Annotated in this window: 14 protein-coding genes; 4 read left to right on the forward strand and 10 right to left on the reverse strand. The window is 66.6% G+C overall.

The annotated features are described in order from the left end of the window. Positions 1–56 precede the first annotated feature (56 nt). From addA to MGMSRV2_RS19050, 10 genes are all read right to left on the reverse strand, one after another. The gene (addA, locus tag MGMSRV2_RS19010) at positions 57–3,497 is read right to left on the reverse strand and encodes a double-strand break repair helicase AddA (protein WP_024082008.1); all 3,441 of its coding nucleotides are present in this window, start codon (positions 3,495–3,497) and stop codon (positions 57–59) included. 64 nt (positions 3,498–3,561) lie between these two features. After that, positions 3,562–3,942, reverse strand: a complete 381-nt coding sequence (locus MGMSRV2_RS19015) for a GxxExxY protein (protein ID WP_024082009.1) — start codon at positions 3,940–3,942, stop codon at positions 3,562–3,564. A 30-nt stretch (positions 3,943–3,972) separates the two neighbouring features. Beyond that, positions 3,973–6,924 carry a double-strand break repair protein AddB gene (gene addB, locus MGMSRV2_RS19020; protein WP_024082010.1) on the reverse strand — a complete coding sequence of 984 codons (2,952 nt, stop codon included), beginning with the start codon at positions 6,922–6,924 and terminating at the stop codon, positions 3,973–3,975. Continuing rightward, positions 6,921–7,646, reverse strand: coding sequence for a nucleotidyltransferase family protein (locus tag MGMSRV2_RS21255; protein WP_024082011.1), 726 nt, complete (start codon positions 7,644–7,646; stop codon positions 6,921–6,923). Before MGMSRV2_RS21255 ends, addB begins: the two co-directional genes overlap by 4 nt. Next, on the reverse strand, positions 7,643–8,635 hold the full coding sequence (locus tag MGMSRV2_RS19025; protein WP_024082012.1) for an aminoglycoside phosphotransferase family protein: 993 nt from the start codon (positions 8,633–8,635) through the stop codon (positions 7,643–7,645). The genes MGMSRV2_RS21255 and MGMSRV2_RS19025 overlap by 4 nt, the downstream gene beginning before the upstream one ends. Beyond that, positions 8,632–9,096 (reverse strand): tRNA (adenosine(37)-N6)-threonylcarbamoyltransferase complex ATPase subunit type 1 TsaE, encoded by a 465-nt coding sequence (gene tsaE, locus MGMSRV2_RS19030; protein ID WP_024082013.1) that lies wholly within the window; start codon positions 9,094–9,096, stop codon positions 8,632–8,634. Before tsaE ends, MGMSRV2_RS19025 begins: the two co-directional genes overlap by 4 nt. Before the next feature lie 3 nt (positions 9,097–9,099). Further along, positions 9,100–10,044 carry a tyrosine recombinase XerC gene (locus tag MGMSRV2_RS19035; protein ID WP_024082014.1) on the reverse strand — a complete coding sequence of 315 codons (945 nt, stop codon included), beginning with the start codon at positions 10,042–10,044 and terminating at the stop codon, positions 9,100–9,102. Further along, the gene (locus tag MGMSRV2_RS19040) at positions 10,044–10,454 is read right to left on the reverse strand and encodes a type II toxin-antitoxin system VapC family toxin (protein WP_024082015.1); all 411 of its coding nucleotides are present in this window, start codon (positions 10,452–10,454) and stop codon (positions 10,044–10,046) included. Before MGMSRV2_RS19040 ends, MGMSRV2_RS19035 begins: the two co-directional genes overlap by 1 nt. Continuing rightward, positions 10,451–10,681 (reverse strand): FitA-like ribbon-helix-helix domain-containing protein, encoded by a 231-nt coding sequence (locus MGMSRV2_RS19045; RefSeq protein ID WP_024082016.1) that lies wholly within the window; start codon positions 10,679–10,681, stop codon positions 10,451–10,453. Before MGMSRV2_RS19045 ends, MGMSRV2_RS19040 begins: the two co-directional genes overlap by 4 nt. A gap of 59 nt (positions 10,682–10,740) precedes the next feature. Beyond that, positions 10,741–11,454: a DUF484 family protein gene (locus tag MGMSRV2_RS19050; RefSeq protein WP_024082017.1), complete on the reverse strand. Its 714-nt coding sequence runs from the start codon at positions 11,452–11,454 to the stop codon at positions 10,741–10,743. A gap of 63 nt (positions 11,455–11,517) precedes the next feature. On the opposite strand from MGMSRV2_RS19050, the gene MGMSRV2_RS19055 reads away from it, so the two are divergent. The 4 genes from MGMSRV2_RS19055 to MGMSRV2_RS19070 all read left to right on the forward strand — a co-directional run bounded on the left by MGMSRV2_RS19055 (position 11,518) and on the right by MGMSRV2_RS19070 (position 16,925). Beyond that, on the forward strand, positions 11,518–13,716 hold the full coding sequence (locus MGMSRV2_RS19055; protein ID WP_024082018.1) for a primosomal protein N': 2,199 nt from the start codon (positions 11,518–11,520) through the stop codon (positions 13,714–13,716). 228 nt (positions 13,717–13,944) lie between these two features. After that, complete coding sequence (locus MGMSRV2_RS19060) at positions 13,945–14,499, forward strand: F0F1 ATP synthase subunit delta (protein ID WP_024082020.1); 555 nt, start codon at positions 13,945–13,947, stop codon at positions 14,497–14,499. After that, positions 14,499–16,028, forward strand: a complete 1,530-nt coding sequence (atpA, locus tag MGMSRV2_RS19065) for a F0F1 ATP synthase subunit alpha (RefSeq protein ID WP_024082021.1) — start codon at positions 14,499–14,501, stop codon at positions 16,026–16,028. The genes MGMSRV2_RS19060 and atpA overlap by 1 nt, the downstream gene beginning before the upstream one ends. 15 nt (positions 16,029–16,043) lie before the next feature. Next, positions 16,044–16,925: a F0F1 ATP synthase subunit gamma gene (locus tag MGMSRV2_RS19070; RefSeq protein ID WP_024082022.1), complete on the forward strand. Its 882-nt coding sequence runs from the start codon at positions 16,044–16,046 to the stop codon at positions 16,923–16,925. Positions 16,926–16,939: the final 14 nt, after the last annotated feature.

Here is a 16,939-nt window from a genome sequence, read left to right on the forward strand (position 1 = left end):
AGCCTAAACTAAACCAGTCAGTTCAGTTTGTGAAGACTCGCGGGTATGCATGACGGTCAACCCACCATGCTGTCCAGGGCATCGTCCAGGGCGGCGGGCTCGATTTCCCGCAAAGCTGGGCCATCGGTCCACACCAGGGCGCAGCGGATGCGGTGGTGCGGATAGATGCAGGCCAGGGCCAGGCGATAGGCGGCCATCTGCCGCACATAAAGGTCGGGGATCGCTTCGTTGATGGCGGGCGGGCGGCGGTTGGTCTTGTAATCAGCCACCAGCACTTCGGTTGCGGTGACCACCAGCCGGTCCACCTGCCCGGACAGGGCGCGGCTTTCGCCGATCAGGCCGACGATGGGCACCTCGGCTTTCGAACCGGGGGCGAACAGCGGGGCAAAGGCCGTGTGGTCGAGGATATCGCTGACTTCGTTGGCGATGGCCAGCGCTGCACTGGTCTCGAGCCCGCCGGTGCCTTTGAGGAAGCGAATGGCCGCCTGGGCGCGGCGGTCGCGGGGCAAATCGGGCAGGATTTGCAGCAATTTGTGCACCAGCTTGCCGCGCTTGAAGCGGCCCGCTCCGTCGCTGGACAACGGCGAGCGGGCCGGCGGTTCCTCGCCCTCGGGCTGCGACGGGGCCAGCGGGCGCGGCGGTGCCGGTTCCGGCGGCGCTGTCAGGCGGGCCCAGGCCGGCAAGGCGGGCAGCAGGGCTTCGGCTTCGGCAAAGGTCTGGGCCTCGACCGCGTGTTCCTGCCGGCAGGTCAGGCGCAAGACGGTGGAATCGTCGGTTTCGCCGGCTGCCGCCAGGAACGGGTCTTCGACGCAGGCGGCCAGCGGTTCCAGGCTGGTGCGGATCAGATTGTACCAGCAGCCCTGGGGCGCTGCCCGCAGGGTCTCCCAGCCGCAGACGTAAAGCCGGTCCCCGGCTCGGGTCATGGCCACATAAAGCAGGCGGCGGTATTCACGCTCACGCGCCAGTTTCTGGGCGGCACGGGCGCTTTCGCAGATGTCGTCGGCCATCTCGGCCCGGGGCGGCCACAGCAGGATTTCATCCTCGGGTCCGCCGTTCCACAGCAGGCGGGGGCCTTGTGTCGGCATCTGCAAGGTGTCGGGCATGAAGACGATGGGCGCCTGCAAGCCTTTCGAGCCATGCACGGTCATGATGCGGACTGCGTCGCGCCCGCCTTGTTCCAGGTCGCGCTTGATCTCGGTGCCGCCGCTTTCCAGCCAGCGCAGGAAGCCTTGCAACGACGGTGGATGGCCGCGTTCAAACGTCATGGACAGCGCCATGAACTCATCCAACGGGTCTTCCGCTTCCGGCCCCAATCGGGCCAGCAGCGCCTGCTTGCCGCCTAACTTCCCCAGCACATGGGCGAACAGGGCAAAGGGGGGCAGACGGTCGGCCAGGGCCAGAAGCGGCGACAAATAATCCTCGGCCCGGGCAAAAGCGGCCTCGCTGCCGGCCTTGCGTTTCAAGGTGTCCCACAGGCTGGCCTCGCCCCGGTTCCAGGCCAGGCGGAACAATTCGTCCTCGCTCAAGCCGACCAGCGGGCCTTTGAGCACGGTGGCCAGGGTCAGATCGTCCTCGGGCAACAGCAGGAAATTGCCCAGCGCCATCAGATCCATCACCGCCATCTGCTCGGTCAGCACCATGCGGTCGGCACCTGCCACCGGCACCTTCAGATCCTTGAGTTCGCGCACCAGATCCTCGACGAAGCCGCCGCGCCGACGCAGCAGCACCAGCACGTCGCCGGCGCGGATCGGGCGGTTCTCGCTTTCCAGGATTTCCGCTCCGATCATGGCGGCGATGCGCGCGGCCATCAGCCGGGCCAATCGGGTGCGGGGCGAATCGCCGCGCAGGCGCTCGATGGGTGGTTTCCATGCCGGGATTTCGTCGGCGGGACGGGGGATGACCGGCGGCCAGAGTTCCACCAGACCGGCTTGGCCCTGGCGAAAGGGCAGATGGCGCGGGTCGAGGTCGCTATCGGTGACGCCGTCGCGGCCCGGCCCATCACCGGCGAACACCGCATCCACGGCGTCGAGCACGGCGCGGGTGGACCTGAACGACAGGTTCAGCGGCACTTCGCGCCAGGTGCGATCGGCTGCCGGCACATGGCGGGCGAACAGCTTGCGCATGTCGTCGAAAGCCTGGGGATCGGCGCGCTGGAACGAATAGATGCTTTGCTTGATGTCGCCCACCGCGAACACCGTGCGCAAGGAGTCCCGCGCCCCCAGCCCGGCGAAGAACTCGCCGGTCAAGGCCGCCACCACCGCCCATTGATCGGGGTTGGTGTCCTGGGCCTCGTCGATCAGCACATGGTCGATGCCGCCGTCGAGCTTGAACAGCACCCAAGGCGCCACGCCGGGCCGGGCCATCAGGTCGCGCGCCGCCAGGATCAGATCGTCATAATCCATCAGGGCGCGGCCCTGCTTGCGCTTTTCATAGGCGGCCAGCAAGGCATGGCCCAAGCGGGTCAGGGCAGCGGTGCATTGGGCCACCTGGGCTGCTTTCAGTCGGGCATTGACGCGGATCAGCCGTTCGGCCTCGGTCTGCAAGGCCGGTTCCAGCCAGGGATGGGCATCGCGCAAGCCATTGGTCACCAGCTTGGCCCGCATCTCGCCCTTGGCGGTCAGGACGGCGAGGCAATACTCGGCGAAGCCTTGGGCCCGGGTCTCGGGCGCGGCCAGCCAGGCGGCCAGCCGTGTGCCTTTCTCTTGGTCGGTCTTGGCGCCATTCAGCAAGATGGGCACCGCCTGACGCAAGCTGGCGGCGTTGCAGGCTTCATCGGTGCAGGCGGCGGCCAGGATGGTTTCGGCGGTATCGCCGGATTCCAAGCCCAGACGGGTGCGCATGGCCTGGATGGCGCCGTCGATGCCGCCTTCGCGCTCAAGCAGGCGTTTCAGCCGGCCCCGGTCGCCGGCCAACTCGGCCAGCAGGTCGGGAAAGCCGGTTTCGTGCACATGGCGGGTGACCTGATCGAGGGCGGCGGCCAGATGCGCATCGGCGCCGTGGCGGGCGTGGGTCAGCACCTCTTCCTTGGCTTCGTCCAGCAATTCGCCGGCATCGCGGTCGTCCATGACCTGGAAGTGCGGCGCGATGCCGGCTTCCAGTGGAAAGCGACGCAGCAGCGACTGGCAAAAGGCATGGATGGTTTCCATATGCATGCCGCCGGGCGCATCCAGCACCTGGGCGAACAGACGGCGCGCCCGGATGGTTTCGGGCGGGGTGGGCGGGCGGCCCAGCAATTCGGTCAGGGTCTGGTCCAAGCTGGCATCGTCGGCCACCGCCCAGGTGGCCAGCTTGGCGTTGATGCGGTTGCTCATCTCGGCGGCGGCGGCCTTGGTGAAGGTCAGGCACAAAAGCTTGTGCGGCGCGTTACCGGCCAGCAGCAGGTTGAGCACGCGGTCGGTCAGCACCTTGGTCTTGCCGGTGCCCGCCGACGCCGCCACCCACACCGAAGCGGTGGGATCGGCGGCCTGACGCTGGCGATTGCTGGCTTCGACGATCATGGGAGTACCCGAGGGAAAATGACACGGATTGACACGGATGAACACGGATGAAGGAAGGCGGTGGTCATCGCAGCACCCGTTTAAATTCGAGGCGGGGTTTGCCGAAGTTCAACAGTAGACCAACTTCAGTTTTGCTGGCTTTCAGGTAGTTCAGGAGTTGGCCAACATGGTGTCCATTCAATCCTTCAACCGCCTTCAGTTCGATGATGACACGATTTTCGACGACCAAATCAGCCACGTAACATCCCATGGCGGCGCCTTTGTAGCTGATCTGGAATGGAACTTCCTGTTGTGTGGAAAATCCGTGCAGAACCAGTTCATGCAACAATGCCTTGCGATAGACAGCTTCGAGAAAGCCATGGCCAAGTATATTGGCGACCTCAAAGGCTGCGCCGATAACGCCTTCGGTCAATTTCTCGCAAGATCTGTCGATCTGGATATTCATCCGTGTTTATCCGTGTCCATCCGTGTCATTTCACTCCCCTTCCTCTTCCCCGGCCACCGCCCATTCCTTGACGCGGGCCAGATGCAGGTAGTCGGAATATTTCGGCGCACGGTCGGGATGGGGGCGGGCCTCATAGGGGGTGTTGGCATCGTCGAAAGCGGCGATCAGGCCGTAGAGGCCTTCCAGCGCGTCGTCAGTCAGTTGCTTGGGATCGGCGCCGGCTGATTTCTCCTCGCCGCCTTCAGCCCCGCCCTTCAGCCGCCAGTACAGCATCTGTGACACCGCAGCCGGAGCAATGCCGTCGAAGCCGCCGAAGTGGGCGATGGCCGCTTCCAGCGGTAATTGCGGCGCATAGCCGGCGGCCACTTCCTTGGGGCTGGGCGGCTGGCCGGTCTTGTAATCGATCAGGGCCAAGCTGCCGTCCTTCAGCACATCCACCCGGTCGGCGCGGGCGTGCAGCAGGAAGGGACCGGCGGGGCCTTCCATCTCGAGCGAGCCCTTGATCTCGGTGTGAATGGCCGCCAATTCGGAGCGGCGCTTTTTTTCATGCGTCGCCAGCCAGCGGGCGACGGCGCGAAAGCGCGGCCACCAGAACGCCCATACGCCGGGCCGCTCCAACGCCTGGGCGAACACGGCTTCCCCCACCGCCAACAGCTTGGCCTCGGCGTCATCGGGCAAGGCGCCGGGATAAGCGAGCAGGAATTGCTCGACCGCTTCATGCACCAACGACCCGTAATCGGCGGCGCCGGGATCGGCGTCGATCTCCGGCAGTGCCTTCAGCTTCAGCACCTTCTTGGCGTAAAGGCCATAGGGGTCGCGCATCCAGGTCTCCACCTCGGTGACCGAGACGGTGCGCGGCCTCGCCTCGATGGGCGGCCTGGGCGCCGGGCGTTCGATGCGGGCGCGGGTTTCTGCGCGGTCGAGCAAGGCGTGCCAAGCCAGCCATTCCCATTGCGGATGGGCAAAGGCCAAGCCGCGTGCCCCCATCACCGCATCCAGTCGCATCAACCAGCGTGACGGCACGGTGGGGGCGCCCTCGGACCGCGACGAACGCGACAGCAACACGCGCGGCGCGGCGAAAGCCTGGGCGAAGTCATGGGCCGATTGGCCGATCCGCCGCTCGGGCGCCGGCAGGCCGAAGGCCTTGCGCATGGGCCGGCTCATCCACGGATCGGCCTCGGCCTTGCCCGGCCAAGTCCCTTCGTTGAGGCCGGCCAGGATCATCACATCGGCATGTTGCAGCCGCGCTTCCATCGGTCCCCAGATGAACAGGCGGGGATGGCGGCCCCAATGGGGGCGGACCACCCGGCCCGACAGCAATTCGTCGAACAAGGCCGGGTAGAAGCGTGGCGGTAGCGGGGTGAACATGGCGCCGATGGTGGCCAGCGCCTCGGCCAGATCGCCGGCGAAGCGGGCCAGGGCCTCCCCCGCCTCGCCCCGCCACAGCCGGGCCGGGCCGGGATTGGCATGGTCGGCGGCCAGGGCCTCGGCGGCTTCCATATGGGCGCGCAGCAGATCGGCCAAGGGCGCGGATTCGGCGGCCATCAGGGTGATGAACGGAGCCAGGGCGCTTTCCAGCGCATCCAGCCAGCCGATCAGCCGGGCATCACCAGCGCAGGCGGCGCGCAGGCCGCCCAGGCCGGGGGCGGGGCGGGGACCGCGCAGGATTTCCTTGGTTTCCAGCCGCCGGGTCAGGGCGCGGAAACGGATGGGGTCCAGCCCGGCGGCGGCCAAGGGATGCTTGCACAAGGCCAAGGTGGCATGGGGAGGGAAGCCGTCGGCCACCGCCTCGGCCAGCAGGCGCAGGAAGGCGCCGGGCTCGGTCAGCATCAACGGCCTGCCGGCGGAATCGTCGATGGCGATGTCCCAGCGTTCCAACTCGGCGGCGACGCGGCGGGCGAGGTCGCGGTCGGGGGTGACCAGGGCGGCGGTCTGGGTGTCGGTCTCCAGCGCCTGACGCAGGGCCAGGGCGATGGCCCCGGCTTCCTCGCGCGGGCCTGGGGCATCGATCAGGGCGACACCGTCCAGGGCGTTGGGGAAGTCGCGCAGATGCCGCCACGCCTCGCAGGTGGCGGCGGGGCGCAGCGCCTCGGCCAGCAGGGCAGAACGGGCGGCGCGCGGGTCGGGCTGGGGCGTCAGCGGCAAGACCTGACGGCGGGTCAGCCCCAGGCGTTCCAGCAAATGCTTATGGGCGAATTGCGGGTGGCTGTCGTCCAAGGCCTCCCACGATTGCGCATCCATGTGCAAATCCAGGCCGGGCAGCACCACCTGGCCGTGGGGCAGGCCGGCGATGGTGGCGAGCAAGCGGGCGCTGGCCGGGCGCGACCCGGTGGACCCCGCCGCCACCACCGGATGATCGGGCGGATCGGCGCGCCACAACGCCCCTTGGGCGTCGAGCACCCGGTTGACCCATTGCTGGTGATCGATGCGCCCACCCAGCAGCGCCGGCCAGTGGGTGGTGACGATCTTCAGAAAGTCGATGGTGATCTGCCAATGGGCGGCGTATTCGTCGGGGGCCAGGGTGTCGAGGCGGTCGAAGGGCACTTCCTCGATATGGACGCTGTCCAGCAGCTCGCCCAATTCGCGCGCCAGCCGTGCCGCCTGATCGGGGCTGGGCGGCAGGCCGCCGCGTCCCGCTCCCATCTGCAACACCAGCCGGGTCAGGATCAGGTGGCGCTCGATGGGCGGCACCGCCGCCGGGATGTCCAGGCCGCCGGGGGTCAGCAGGTCGAGGTCGGAAATATCGTCCTGGTCGGGCTCGATGGGTTTCAGGCGCGGCAGCAGCAAGGGTTGGCCGCCCGACAGGCGCAGGAAGGCGTCGCGCAAGGCCCGGCAGGCGCGGCGGTTGGGCAGCAGCACCACGCATTCGGCCAGACGCAGCGGGTCGCCGCCGGCCTGACGCAGCAGGTGGCCGGCCAGCACATCGACGAAGGGCAGGCCGGGGGCGATGGTGAAGACCGAACCGGCTGCCGCGTCGCTCATGGCTGGATGGGTTCCTCGGCGTCGAGGGCCTGCTCGACCAGGGGCAGCGCCTCGGGTGTGCCCACATGGTACCAGCGGCCGTCATGGACCAGACCGAACAGCCGGCCCTCTTCCAGGGCGCGGTCGTACAGCACGTTCAACGAGAATTTGCCAGCCGGCGCCTCGGCGAACAAGCGCGGCGACAGGATTTGCACGCCGGAAAACAACAAAGGCGCCACCGGGGCATTGCCGCGCCGACGGGGGATGCCGTCGGGCGACAGAAAGAAGTCGCCGGCACCGTCATAGCCCAAGGCGGTGGCGGTGCGTTGCAGCAGCAGCAGCGCGTCCATGCGGCTGTCGTCCCACATCTGCGCCAGCCGGGACAGCGCGCTGTCGGCACCGCCATCGGTCCAGATGATGTCGGAATTGACCACATAGAACGGTCCGGTTCCCAACAGCGGCAAGGCCTGGGTGACGCCGCCGCCGGTTTCCAGCAACTCGGGCTCGGGCGACAGGGTGATGTCGGTGCGACCGGCCAGATGGGCGGCGATCTTTTCCGGCAGCCAGTGGGTGTTGACCACCTTGTGGGCCACACCCGCCCGGTCCAGGTGATCAAGCGCCCGGTCCAGCATGGTGCGACCGGCCACCGGCACCAGCGGCTTGGGCAGGGTCGCGGTGATCGGGCGCATGCGCAGGCCCAGACCGGCGGCCAGAACCATGGCGTGGGTGGGGCGGCAACTCATGGCGATGGCACCGTGCGTTGTTCCGCTGGGATATGGGTATCGAGCCAGTCCTTCACCGCCGCCAGGGCCGGGTGGGCGCAGGCTTGTTCCAGCAAGCGCCACACCCGCGGGATATGGACCAGATAGCCGGGCTTGCCGTCGCGCTTGCACAGACGGGTGAAGATGCCGATGACCTTGGCGTGGCGCTGCGCCGCCAGCACCGCCCACGACGCGGCGAAGCTGTCAGGGTCCAGAGCGGGCAGGCGGGCGAGATAACGCGCCTTCATCCGCGCGATCAGATCGGGGTCGATATCGCGGCGTGCGTCCTCCAGCAGGCTCATGGGATCATAGGTCAGCGGGCCGCTGACCGCGTCCTGAAAGTCCAGCAAGCCGCAGGCGGCCAGACCGGGGCGGTCCAGCAGCATCAGATTGTCGACGTGAAAATCGCGCAACACCAAGGTGTCGGGGATGGCGCGGGCGACGGGCAGAACCTCCAGCCACAGACGACGGTATTCGTCGCGCAGGGCGGGGGTGGTGTCGCGACCGAGCACGGCGGGCATGTACCAGTCGGTCAGCAGGCAGGCCTCGGTCAGCAATCGCTCGTCATCGTAAGCGGGGGTGCCGGCGGGGACCGCATCGGCGCGGCCATGCAGGTCGGCCAGCACATCCATGGCCAGGGCGTACAGATGCTCCTCAGGAGCGCCCGCCTTCAACTGGCGGGTATAGGTGCTGTCGCCCAGATCCTCCAGCAGCAGGAAACCGTGTTCCACGTCCTCGGCCAGGATGCGGGGGGCGGAATAGCCCAAATGCGCTAATTGGCGGGCGATGCGGATGAACGGGCGCACGTCTTCTTGCGGCGGTGGCGCGTCCATCAGCACGGCGGGCTGTCCGTTCAGATGCAGGCGGTCATAGCGGCGGAAGCTGGCGTCGCCGGCCAACACTGCGCGCTCCGCCGCGCCCCAGCCGGCCTGATGCAGGAAATGGTCAAGCGCCCGCGAGCGGTCGGTCATAGGTCGAGGTCTCCCAAGCGGTCGTTCCATTGGTCGTGCGAGATCAATTCCGCCCGGCGGGCGGTATCGTGCTGGCCCAGATGCAAGTGGATTTCCAGCCGCCGGCGCGGCGCCAGCCGACCCAGACGGTCGGGCCATTCGATCAGGCTGATGCCGTCGGCGAAGGCGTCCTCGATGCCCAGTTCAAAGGCATCCTCCGGCTTGTCCAGGCGATAGAGGTCGAAATGCCAGATATCGCCGTTTGCGCCTTCATACATCTGCACCAGGGTGAAGGTGGGGCTGGGCACTTCCTCGTCGGTGCTGGTCAGGGTCTGGATGAAGGATCGCGCCAGCGTGCTTTTGCCCATGCCCAAGGTGCCGTGCAGCATGATGACGTCGCCGGGGCGGGCCAGGGCGGCCAACATTTTGCCCAGGCGGCGGGTGGCGGCCTCGTCGGCCAGTTCGAAGATGCGTCTTTCCATGGTTCAGCCCTTGGCACGGGGATGGGCGTCGCGATAGGCGCGGGTCAGGCGCGCCTCGTCCACCTGGGTATAGCGTTGGGTGGTGGACAGCGACGCATGGCCCAGCAATTCCTGGATGGTGCGCAAATCGCCGCCGCCGGCCAACAGATGGGTGGCGAAGGAATGCCGGAGCGCATGCGGCGTCGCCGTGTCGGGTAGGCCCATCAGGGCGCGCAGGCGGCGCATCTGCCGCTGCACCACCCCTGGGTTCAAGAGCCCGCCGCGGGCGCCGACGAACAGCGGCCCGTCGGCGGCGAGCGGGTGCGGACATAAGGTGACGTATTCGCCGATAGCCTGACGGACGATGGGCAGCACCGGCACCAGCCGTTGTTTGCGGCCCTTGCCGGTGATGGTCATGGCATCACCGGCTGGGATGTCGCGCTTTTGCAAGGCAAGTGCCTCGCCCAGACGCAGGCCGCAACCGTAGAGCAGGGTGAACAAGGCAACGTCGCGCGCCGCCAGCCACGGCTCGTCGTGCAGTTCGCCGGCGGTCGACAGCGCCTCGATGGCATCTTCGGCGGCCAGGGGCTTGGGCAGCGATTTGGGCGGACGCGGCGATTTCACCGCGTTGATGGCCGGGTTGTGCACCAGATCGTGGCGGTCGAGATATTTGAAGAAGCCGCGCAGGGAACTCATCAGTCGGGCCACCGACGACCGCCCCAGGCCATCGGCCTGCCGGGCGGCGAGAAAGGCCCGGAAATCGGCGGGTTGCAATTGCCCCAGCGCCGCCAGATCGGCCTCGCCCCCCAGATGTCCCAGCAGAAAGGTGGTGAAGGCGGAGACGTCGCGGGCATAGCCGTCCAGGGTATGCGGGCTCGATCGCTTTTCCCCGGCCAGCCAGTCGCGCCATTGGCCGATGGCGGCGGCCAGATCGGGGCGGGCGGCGAAATGGATGGGGGCGGGGGGCATCAGGCCAGGACCTCGACCAAGGGGGCCAGGTCGCTGCCCTCCAGCCGCGCCGCCAGCTTGCGGTCGGCGGTGACCAGCCGGGCCCCCAGGGATTGCGCCAGGGCCAGGTAAAGGCAGTCGTAGACCGGATGGTCCAGCCGGCGGGCCAAATCCAGGGCAGCGGCGGCCAGGGGCACCGATGAATGGAAATGGGCGATCATGGTCGGCAGGGTGGCCACGGCGATCTCGGCGTGGCTGGGGCTGGCCTTGCCGGTGCGGGCCAGTTTCCAGGCGGCATTGGCGAATTCCACCGCCAGCAGGTCGGGGGCGACCAGGGTTTCGCCCCCCGAGAGTAGGGCGCGGGCCTGGCCGCTGCCTTCTTCCTCGAACAGCCATTTGACGGCGATGCTGGTGTCGATCACCAAGCTCATCGGCTGTCGCGATCCTGGCGGATCAGGTGGGTGCTGTCCTCGGCCCGAGGCGGCGACATGGCCGCCACCTTTTCCACCAGGGCCAGCTTCTGCGCCGGCGTCAGCGGCGCCTGGGCGGCCAGGGCCTCGCGCAGTTCGGCTTCCAGCGACCGGTTGTTCAACTCGGCCTTGGTGCGGAACTGGTTGATGATGGCATCGTCCAGATTGCGGATGACCACGGATCCCATGACCGGCTCTCCTAGAGTGCTATCAAAAATGATAGCAATGTCGGTGCCCGGCCTCAACCTCAACCGACGAAGCGGCGTACGCTGGTATCGACGACGCGGGCGAGGAAGGTGATCAGCTCGGTGCCCTGGCCGGAATGGAAGGTGCGGCCATGGCGCGAGCCCAGGGCCAGCAGGCCGGGCGGGCACTGGCCGCCCGGTTTCAGGCGGACCTGGGCCGAGGACGACACCAGTCCGGCGCCGTCGCCGAACACCGCCGGGTCGCCGGGCATCTGTTCGTTAAGCGCGCAATCGTGATCGGGGCCGCCCATGATGCGGTCGACGCTGCCGGCGGGCAGGCGCAGGATACCCGGTGCGGTCAGGGCCGGCAGCGGCAGCAGCCAATCCTCAAAGGCCAGGGCGGCGACGTCCACATCAAGTACCGGGGCCAGATCGTCGGCGACCACCTGAGCCAGCCCGGCCATGTCGGAGGCCGACAGCAGGGCCAGCACCGCCTCGTGCGTGCGGTTCTGGGTGCTCATGTTGGAACGGCTGGTGTGGATCAGGGTCTCGGCCGCGCCCTTGACCCGGTCGATTTCCTCTTTCAGGCGTTCGATCATGAAGGCCTGCATGTCGACGATGCCGTCCGAGCCGGGCCAGCGCGATGGCGGCGACAGCGTGGTGACCAACTCGGTGTGCCGCAGCAGGAAGTCGGGGTGCTGGCGCAGATAGGCCGCGACCTGCTTGTCGGTCAGCGCCGGCTCGCTCAACAGGGCATCATCGCGCTTGCGCACCATCACGTTTCCTTAGTTTGGCAACAGGGTGATTGCTTCTTGGCTCTTGGCCGCTAAGTTTAGACCATGGTTTCCGTCGCCGCCAACCCCAGCCGTCAATTTTCTCCGCATTCGCGCGTGGCGGTGCTGCTGCCCCTGCCCTTGGCCGGACTGTACGATTATCTGACCGGGGTGGAAAGCCTGCAGGCGGGGGATTTCGTCGCCGTGCCTTTGGGCCGGCGCGAAGTGATTGGCGTGGTGTGGGGCGAGGCCACCGGCGGTGTCGCCGAAGCCAAGCTGAAGCCGGTGATCCGGCGGCTGTCCTGCCCGCCCTTGCCGGCGATCAGCCGTAAATTCATCGATTGGGTGGCCGGCTATACCATCGCGCCGCCGGGCGCGGTGCTGCGCATGGCCATGAGCGTGCCCCAGGCGCTGGAACCGGTGCGCGATCTGGTCGCCTGCCGGGCGGCAGTGGTGCTGCCCGAGATCAAGTTGACCGAGGCGCGGCGGCGGGTGTTGCGGGTGGCGGGCGATTTGCCGCCCTTGTTGCCCGCCGATCTGGCGCGCGAGGCCGGGGTCGGCCCCGCCGTGGTCAAGGGATTGCTGGAGGCCGGCGCCCTGGAGCCGGTGCCCATGGCGCCGCCACCGCCCTTCGCCAGCCCCGATCCCGATCATCCCGGTCCCAGCCTGTCGCCGGGTCAGCAGGCGGCGGCGGATCATCTGCGTCAGGCGGTGGCGGGCGGCTTTTCCGTTTCCGTCATTGACGGCGTCACCGGCTCGGGCAAGACCGAGGTTTATTTCGAGGCCATCGCCGCCGGCCTGGCCGCCGGGCGGCAATCCCTGGTGCTGCTGCCGGAAATCGCCCTGTCGGCGCAGTGGCTGGAGCGCTTCCGCCGCCGTTTCGGCGTCGAGCCGGCGCAATGGCATTCCGAATTGTCCGATGCCAAGCGCCGCGATACCTGGCGGGCGGTGGCGGCAGGCACGGCCAAGGTGGTGGTCGGCGCCCGCTCGGCCTTGTTCCTTCCTTATAAGGAGCTGGGACTGCTGATCGTCGATGAAGAACACGATGCCGGCTTCAAACAGGATGACGGCGTCGCCTATCATGCCCGCGACATGGCGGTGGTGCGTGGGCAATTGGGCGGTTGTCCTGTGGTGCTGGCCTCGGCCACGCCGTCCATGGAGACCGTGGCCAATATCGCCTCGGGCCGCTATACCCGCCTGCACCTGCCCGACCGCCATGCCGGAGCGGCCTTGCCGACGATGGACCTGATCGATCTGCGCCGCGACCCGCCGCCGCGTGGCTTCTGGCTGTCGCCCCTGCTGGTCAAGGCGGTGGAGGACACGCTGGCGGCGGGGGAGCAGGCCATGCTGTTCCTCAATCGCCGCGGCTATGCCCCCCTGACGCTGTGCCGCAAATGCGGCCACCGGCTGCAATGCCCCCATTGCACCGCTTGGCTGGTCGAGCATCGGGGGGCCGGGCGCATGGTCTGCCACCATTGCGGCCACCATGTCCGTCCACCGACCAAGTGCCCCCAATGCGAGGCCGAGGACAGTTTCGCCGCCTGCGGTCCCGGCGTCGAGCGCATCGCCGAGGAAGCGGCGCATCGCTTCCCCAATGCCCGTATCGGGGTGATGGCGTCGGACACGGTGACCGGACCGCAACAGGCCGCCGATTTCGTCCGCCGGGTGGCCGAGCACGAGATCGATCTGTTGATCGGCACCCAGATCGTCGCCAAGGGCTATCACTTCCCCTTGTTGACCCTGGTCGGCGTTGTCGATGCCGATCTTGGTCTGGATGGCGGCGATCTGCGCGCCGGCGAACGCACCCACCAGTTGCTCTGTCAGGTGGCCGGGCGCGCCGGTCGGGCCGAGCGACCAGGGCGGGTGCTGTTGCAGACCTTCCAACCTGCCCATCCGGTGATGGTTGCCCTGACCTCGGGCGGGCGCGACGATTTCATCGAGGCCGAGGCCGAGGCGCGGCGTCTGGCCGGCATGCCGCCCTATGGCCGACTGGCCGCCCTGATCGTTTCCGGGCCCGAAGCCGGGGCGGTGGATGATTTCGCCCGCAAGCTGGCCCGGGCCGCACCAAGTTTAGAGGGATTCCAGGTTATCGGTCCGGCTCCGGCGCCGCTGGCCTTGTTACGCGGGCGTCATCGCCGCCGTTTCCTGATCAAGGTGCGGCGCGATGTGGCCCTGCACGGGCCGCTCAGGGCTTGGCTGGCGGCGGTGCCGGCGCCCAGCGCCATCAGGGTTCAGGTGGATGTCGACCCCTATGGTTTTCTCTAGGGTAGGCGCCGGGGTGGAGTGTGCCCCGCCTGACCGGGTGGGGCGACTTTCTGAACGCCTTGTGCCGCAAGGCTACTGAGTCGTCTTGCAACGCAATACCCGATGTGTTAGTTAACCTCCGCGCTCGTGGGAGGGGGAAACGTCTGCTGCGTCGCAAAATATTTAAAATCAATGCTTTATTGGCTGCCGGCGAATTCGTTTTCGACCTGACCCGAAGGACTTGCCCAGGTGCCCTCAGAAACTACTGGCGTGATCGCCGACCGCTACGCTACCGCACTGTTCGATCTGGCCGATGGCCAGAGCGTTCTTGATCAGGTGGCGGGCGACCTCAAAAGCCTGAAGGCGATGATTCGCGACAGCGCGGATCTCAACCGTCTTCTCGATAGTCCCGCGCTGAAGCGCGCCGAACAGGGCAAGGCCGTGGCCGCTCTGTCCGACGCCGCCCAGTTCCATGGACTGACCAAGAATTTTCTCGGGTTGGTGGCTAGCCATCGCCGCTTGAACTCGCTTCCTGCCATGATCCGGGCCTTCCTCGGGTTGCTGGCCAAGAAGCGGGGCGAGGTCTCCGCTCAGGTGACTTCGGCGGCTCAGCTCAGTCAAAGCCAACTCGACGCTCTGGTTTCCTCCTTGAAGTCCGCGTGCGGGGGCAATGTTGCCGTCGACGTGGCTGTCGATCCCAGCCTGTTGGGTGGGATGGTCGTCAAGGTTGGTTCCCGTATGGTTGACAGCTCGCTGAAGACGAAGCTGCAGCACCTCAAGCTTGCCATGAAAGGGGTTGGATAATGGAAATCCGCGCGGCTGAGATCTCCGCGATCCTCAAGCAACAGATCGCCAATTTCGGTACCGAGGCGGAAGTCGCCGAGGTAGGCCAGGTGCTCTCGGTTGGTGACGGTATCGCCCGTGTGCATGGTCTGGACAAGGTCCAGGCCGGTGAAATGGTTGAATTCCCTGGCGGCATCAAGGGTATGGCGCTGAACCTCGAGACCGACAATGTCGGTATCGTGATCTTCGGCGACGACCGCGCCATCAAGGAAGGCGACACCGTCAAGCGGACCGGCGCCATCGTCGAAGTCCCCGTCGGCAAGGGCCTGTTGGGCCGTGTCGTTGATGGCTTGGGCAACCCCATCGACGGCAAGGGCCCGATCGACGCGTCGGGCATGTCCCGTGTGGACGTCAAGGCCCCGGGCATCATTCCGCGTAAGTCGGTGCACGAGCCCATGTCCACCGGTATCAAGGCCGTCGACGCCCTGATCCCCATCGGACGCGGCCAGCGCGAGCTGGTGATCGGTGACCGTCAGACCGGCAAGACCGCCATTCTGGTCGACACCATCATCAATCAGAAGCGTTGGCACGATCAGTCGGTCGAAAAAGACAAGCTGTTCTGCATCTACGTGGCCGTCGGCCAGAAGCGCTCCACCGTCGCTCAGATCGTCAAGACCCTGACCGATTACGGTGCGATGGATTACACCATCGTCGTCGCCGCCACCGCCTCGGAAGCTGCTCCGCTGCAGTTCATTGCGCCCTACACCGGCTGCACCATGGGCGAATATTTCCGCGACAACGGCATGCATGCCCTGATCATTTATGATGATCTGTCCAAGCAGGCCGTCGCTTATCGCCAGATGTCGCTGCTGCTGCGCCGTCCGCCGGGCCGCGAAGCCTATCCGGGCGACGTGTTCTATCTCCACTCGCGTCTGCTGGAACGCGCCGCCAAGATGGGCGACGCCGCCGGTGCTGGTTCGCTGACCGCCTTGCCGGTCATCGAAACCCAGGCCAACGACGTGTCGGCCTACATTCCGACCAACGTGATTTCCATCACCGACGGTCAGATCTTCCTGGAAACCGAACTGTTCTATAAGGGTATCCGCCCTGCCGTGAACGTCGGTCTGTCGGTGTCGCGCGTCGGCTCCGCCGCCCAGATCAAGGCCATGAAGCAGGTCGCTGGTACCATCAAGATGGAACTGGCCCAGTATCGTGAAATGGCCGCCTTCGCCCAGTTCGCCTCGGACCTCGACCCCGCGACCCAGAAGTTGCTGGCCCGTGGTGCCCGTCTGACCGAACTGCTGAAGCAGCCCCAGTTCGCCCCCATGTCGACCGAAGAGGAAGTGGTTTCCATCTTCGCCGGTGTGAAGGGTTACCTGGACAAGCTCGACGTCCGCGACGTCGGTCGCTTCGAAAAGGGCCTGCTGTCCGAGATCAAGGCCAAGGCGCCGGAAGTCTTGACCGCTATCGCGACCGAAAAGCAGATCAGCGGCGACACCGAAGGCAAGCTGAAGGCTTTCCTGGACGGTTACGCCAAGACCTTCGCGTAAGGGGTTTAGCACCCGATGCCGAGTCTTAAAGACCTACGGCTGAGGATCGTCAGCGTCAAGTCGACGCGTAAGATCACCTCAGCCATGAAGATGGTCGCAGCCTCGAAGCTCCGTCGCGCCCAAAGCGCGGCGGAAGCGGCCCGACCCTTCGCCGAACGCATGGAACGGATGCTGGGAACCCTGGCGGGTTCGCTGGCTGGTCAGGCGGGTGCTCCCGCCATGCTGGCCGGCAACGGCAAGTCCGACGTGCACCTGATCGTCATGGTGACCGCCGATCGCGGTCTGTGTGGCGGTTTCAACTCGTCCATCGTGCGTGACGTCCGGCGGTTGACCGCCGACCTGATCCGCGATGGCAAGACGGTGAAGATCCTGCCCGTGGGCCGCAAGGGCCGCGAGCAGATCAAGCGCGACTTCGGTTCCAATCTGATCGAAGGCTTCGAGGGGCTTGGCCGCAAGGGCATCACCTTCCCCGAAGCCGACATGGTTGCGTCGAAGGTCATCACCATGTTCAACGCCGGTGAATTCGACATCTGCACCGTCGTCTACAACCGGTTCCAGTCGGCCATCTCGCAAGTGGTGACCCGCCAGCAGCTGATCCCGTTCGCCGTCCCGGCGGGCGAGGATAAGTCGGGCGAGCTCAAGGCCACCTACGAGTTCGAGCCGAGCGAAGAAGAAATCCTGGCCACCTTGGTGCCGCGCAATCTGGCGATCCAGATTTTCCGCTCCACCTTGGAAAGCCAGGCGTCCGAACAGGGCGCGCGTATGACTGCTATGGACAACGCGACGCGCAACGCGGGCGACATGATCAACGGCCTGACCATCAAGTACAACCGGTCGCGTCAGGCTCAGATCACCAAGGAACTCATCGAAATCATCTCCGGCGCCGAAGCGCTGTAAGGAAAAGTAGGAGC

Origin of the sequence: Magnetospirillum gryphiswaldense MSR-1 v2 (assembly GCF_000513295.1) — a bacterium.
Taxonomy (GTDB): Bacteria; Pseudomonadota; Alphaproteobacteria; order Rhodospirillales; family Magnetospirillaceae; genus Magnetospirillum; species Magnetospirillum gryphiswaldense.